2 protein-coding genes and 1 pseudogene are annotated in these 3975 nt (G+C 40.6%); all 3 read left to right on the top strand.

Annotated elements, in window-relative coordinates; genetic code table 11:
* A pseudogene (locus J582_RS26510) lies at positions 1 to 155 on the top strand (IS256 family transposase); the annotation flags it as partial.
* A gap of 42 nt (positions 156 to 197) precedes the next feature.
* Positions 198 to 2864: an excinuclease ABC subunit UvrA gene (locus J582_RS24270; RefSeq protein WP_002055446.1), complete on the top strand. Its 2667-nt coding sequence runs from the start codon at positions 198 to 200 to the stop codon at positions 2862 to 2864.
* A gap of 161 nt (positions 2865 to 3025) precedes the next feature.
* Positions 3026 to 3958 (top strand): IS5 family transposase, encoded by a 933-nt coding sequence (locus J582_RS24265; RefSeq protein WP_032048802.1) that lies wholly within the window; start codon positions 3026 to 3028, stop codon positions 3956 to 3958.
* The last annotated feature ends 17 nt before the right edge of the window (positions 3959 to 3975 follow it).

Genomic DNA, 3975 nt, shown 5'->3' with positions numbered 1-3975 from the left:
CATTCTCCTTCTCTTCTGATGATTCAGTGAAAAAGGTCATTTATTTAGCAACTTCAAATGCTGCTAAAAAATGGACCATGCCAATTCAAAATTGGCGTTTAGCAATGAATTGGTTTACGATTCAGTTCGATGATCGATTAAAAGATCATTTATAAAAAATGGGACTAACACAAAATAATTTACAGGCTCCTAGAAACATGAAAATACATTCTTTTGGTGAACACAATAACATTACTTTATCTAATAATTGTATTGAAGTTCGAGGTGCACGTGAGCATAACCTTAAGGATGTAGATGTTTCTATCCCAAGAAATGCACTTGTTGTTTTCTCAGGTGTATCGGGTTCAGGAAAATCATCACTTGCTTTTGGAACTATTTTTGCTGAAGCACAAAGAAGATATTTCGAATCTGTTGCACCTTATGCAAGACGCTTAATAGATCAGGCCGGAGTACCAGATGTTGATGCTATTGATGGTCTACCACCAGCAGTAGCATTGCAACAACAACGTGGTGCAAGTAATACCCGTTCTTCTGTTGGAAGTGTAACAACTTTATCAAGTCTCGTGCGAATGATTTATTCGCGTGCTGGTGCATATCCTGCCGATCAGCCAATGTTATATGCCGAGGACTTTTCACCGAACACTCCTCAAGGTGCTTGTCCTACCTGTCATGGTTTAGGTCACATTTATGAAGTTACAGAATCGACAATGGTTCCTGACCCAACACTCAGTATTCGTGAGAGAGCTATCGCATCATGGCCACCTGCTTGGCACGGGCAAAACTTACGCGATATCCTAGTAACCCTAGGGTATGATGTTGATCGACCATGGAAAGATTTACCGCAATCGGATAGAGACTGGATTTTATTTACTGAAGAAACCCCAACAGTTCCTGTCTATGCTGGTTTAAGCCCCGCTGAGACTCAATCTGCACTTAAACGTAAACTAGAACCCAGCTATATGGGCACTTTCACTGGTGCTCGTCGCTATGTCCTTCATACTTTTGCTAATACCCAAAGTACGTTGATGAAAAAACGTGTTTCACGTTTTATGGAAGGAAAAATATGCCCTTCCTGTCATGGTAAACGCCTTAAACCAGAAGCCTTATCTATTACCTTTGCTGGAGTAGATATTGGTGAGTTTATGCAACTTTCTTTGGATAAGTTAACTTGCCTGCTTGAGCCCATTGTTCTAGGCAATTTCGACGCTCATGATGCTGGAGAAAAGACTAATAATAAAGTAACCCAACTTGATAGATCTGAACGAGCAACAACAGGTAGAGCAGTGCATTCTGTATCTCCAGATGTAAGACGTACGTCAGCACTTTCAGATGAAAAGAAAATTGCTGCGCAGCGTTTAGCAAATGGTGTGGTGGGGCGTTTAAATCAATTACGCCAGTTAGGTCTTAGTTATCTAACATTAGATAGAGCCACACCGACTCTTTCAGCGGGAGAGTTACAACGTTTGCGTTTAGCAACACAATTAAGTTCTATGCTATTTGGTGTAGTTTATGTACTGGATGAACCGTCTGCTGGATTACATCCTTCAGATAGTCAGTCATTATATGATTCTCTCGATAAATTAAGAGACGCTGGAAACTCCGTATTTGTTGTAGAGCATGATTTAGAGCTCATGCGTCGTGCTCAATGGTTAGTGGATGTTGGACCAGATGCAGGAGAGCAAGGTGGTAATATTTTATATAGTGGAGTACCTCAGGGTTTAAGTGAGATTTCAGCTTCACGTACTGCAAGTTATTTATTTAATAAAATCCCAGTTACTCAAAGTTATGGACGTACACCCTCTGGTTGGCTTGAACTTAACAATATTTACCGACATAACCTGCATAATATTGATGCTCGTATACCTCTTGGTGTACTTACAGCAGTTACAGGTATTTCAGGTTCAGGTAAATCTAGTCTCGTTTCTCAAGCTTTACCCGAGTTAGTACTTTCATATTTAGGCAATGAATCTGAAACTGAAAACAATAATGAAAATAATCCTTTAAATGAAGGAATGTTGGTTACCGAGGTTACACAGGGTTCTCTGGCTGGTGATGTGGAGGCTATACAGCGTCTGGTACAGGTTGATCAAAAACCAATTGGCCGTACTCCACGTTCTAATCTGGCAACTTATACGGGTTTATTTGATCATGTTAGAAAGTTATTTGCTGGGACTCCTGAAGCTCGCCAAGCTCATTATGATGCTGGACGTTTTTCGTTTAATGTGGCTAAAGGGCGATGTGAAACTTGTGAAGGTGAAGGCTTTGTCAGTGTAGAATTATTGTTTATGCCAAGTGTATATGCCCCTTGTACGACATGTCATGGTGCTCGATATAATGATGACACTCTGAAAATTCGCTGGAATGGACGTAATATTGCTGAAATATTAGGAATGACCGTCAATGAAGCACGTGATTTTTTTGATGGAGAGGTCTCGATTGCTCGTTCACTACAATTATTAAAGGAAATTGGCCTTGGTTATTTACGTTTAGGGCAACCAGCGACTGAACTATCTGGTGGAGAAGCGCAACGTATTAAATTGGCGACCGAGCTGCAACGCAATCAGCGTGGAAATACACTGTATATACTTGATGAGCCAACTACAGGTTTGCATCCATCAGATGTAGATCGATTGTTAGTTCAATTGCAGCGATTAGTCGATGCGGGTAATACCGTGGTTATGATTGAGCATGATATGCGTGCCGTTGCACAAGCAGATTGGGTGATTGATGTGGGACCAGGTGCTGGAAATGCTGGTGGGAATATTGTTGTGGCAGGAACACCAAAACAAATAACAGAAAATCAAGATAGCCGTACTGCTCCATATTTAGTTAATGAGTTAGTGAGTCGTGATACTAAACATTGATATTGCGAGTGGGTAGAATAAAACCTTAAATTAAAAACCTGTAAAATCAATCAGATATTTTTTTAGGTGGTGTGTGAGCATGAAATCTAAAATTTTTTTCAACTAAGGGCTTTGTTGCACAAACCTATTTCTAAAGGCTTATTCCACAATATAATTTTCAAATGAATAAGCCCGCACCTAAAATCTACCGCACAACCAATTGGCCCGCATATAACCGAGCACTCATGAGTCGCGGAAATATTGCCATTTGGTTTGATCCTGTTACGCAATGGTATGCGCCATCAAAAGGCAAACAAGGGCGAAATCAAACCTACTCCGACGCAGCCATCCAATGCTGCTTAATGATTAAATCCTTATTTCGTCTGTCTTTACGTATGGTTACTGGCTTTGTGCAAAGTCTGATTAAACTTTGCGGATTAAATTGGATAGCTCCAGATTACACTACGCTTTGTAGAAGACAAAAGCATATTGATATTGTAATCAGCTACCAAAAAAGTAGAGATGGGCTGCATCTACTCATGGGCTCTACAGGCATGGAGTTTGTAGGTGAGGGTGAATGGAAGCGCAAGAAACATGGACCTGAATATCGTCGCCAATGGCGTAAACTACATATTGGTATAGATGCCAAAACCCTGCAAATACGAGCATTTCAGCTTACAACCAATAATGTCAGTGATTCACAGGTGCTTGGTGATTTACTTAATCAGATTCCACAAGATGAGCAGATTAACTCTGTTTATACCAATGGAGCTTATGACACCAAGCAATGCCGTCAGGTCATTGCAGATCGGCAAGGGCATGCGGTGATTCCACCTAGAAAAAATGCGAAACAATGGAAAGATACAAAGAGTAGCTCGCTAGAGCGAAATGAATTACTTAGAACAATTAAACGTTTAGGCAGGACACTATGGAAAAAATGGTCAGGCTATCATCGTCGAAGTTTGGTTGAAACTAAGATGCATTGCATCAAATTATTAGGAGATAAACTCAGTGCAAGGAGTTTTGATAGCCAAGTGAATGAGATCCATGCACGTGTAGCAGTCCTTAACAGATTTACGGAATTAGGTCGACCACTTACCCAAGTTACGCCTTAAATTTGGCTCAATTAGGG

It is taken from the genome of Acinetobacter sp. 1566109, from assembly GCF_000582255.1.
In the GTDB taxonomy this organism is placed as follows: domain Bacteria; phylum Pseudomonadota; class Gammaproteobacteria; order Pseudomonadales; family Moraxellaceae; genus Acinetobacter; species Acinetobacter nosocomialis.
This window is presented reverse-complemented; position numbering and strand designations above follow the sequence as displayed.

Excerpts from the sequence above, each read along its gene's own strand:
- J582_RS24270 (WP_002055446.1), top strand. The coding sequence starts at position 198 with ATGAAAATACATTCTTTTGGTGAACACAATAACATTACTTTATCTAAT.
- J582_RS24265 (WP_032048802.1), top strand. The coding sequence starts at position 3,026 with ATGAATAAGCCCGCACCTAAAATCTACCGCACAACCAATTGGCCCGCA.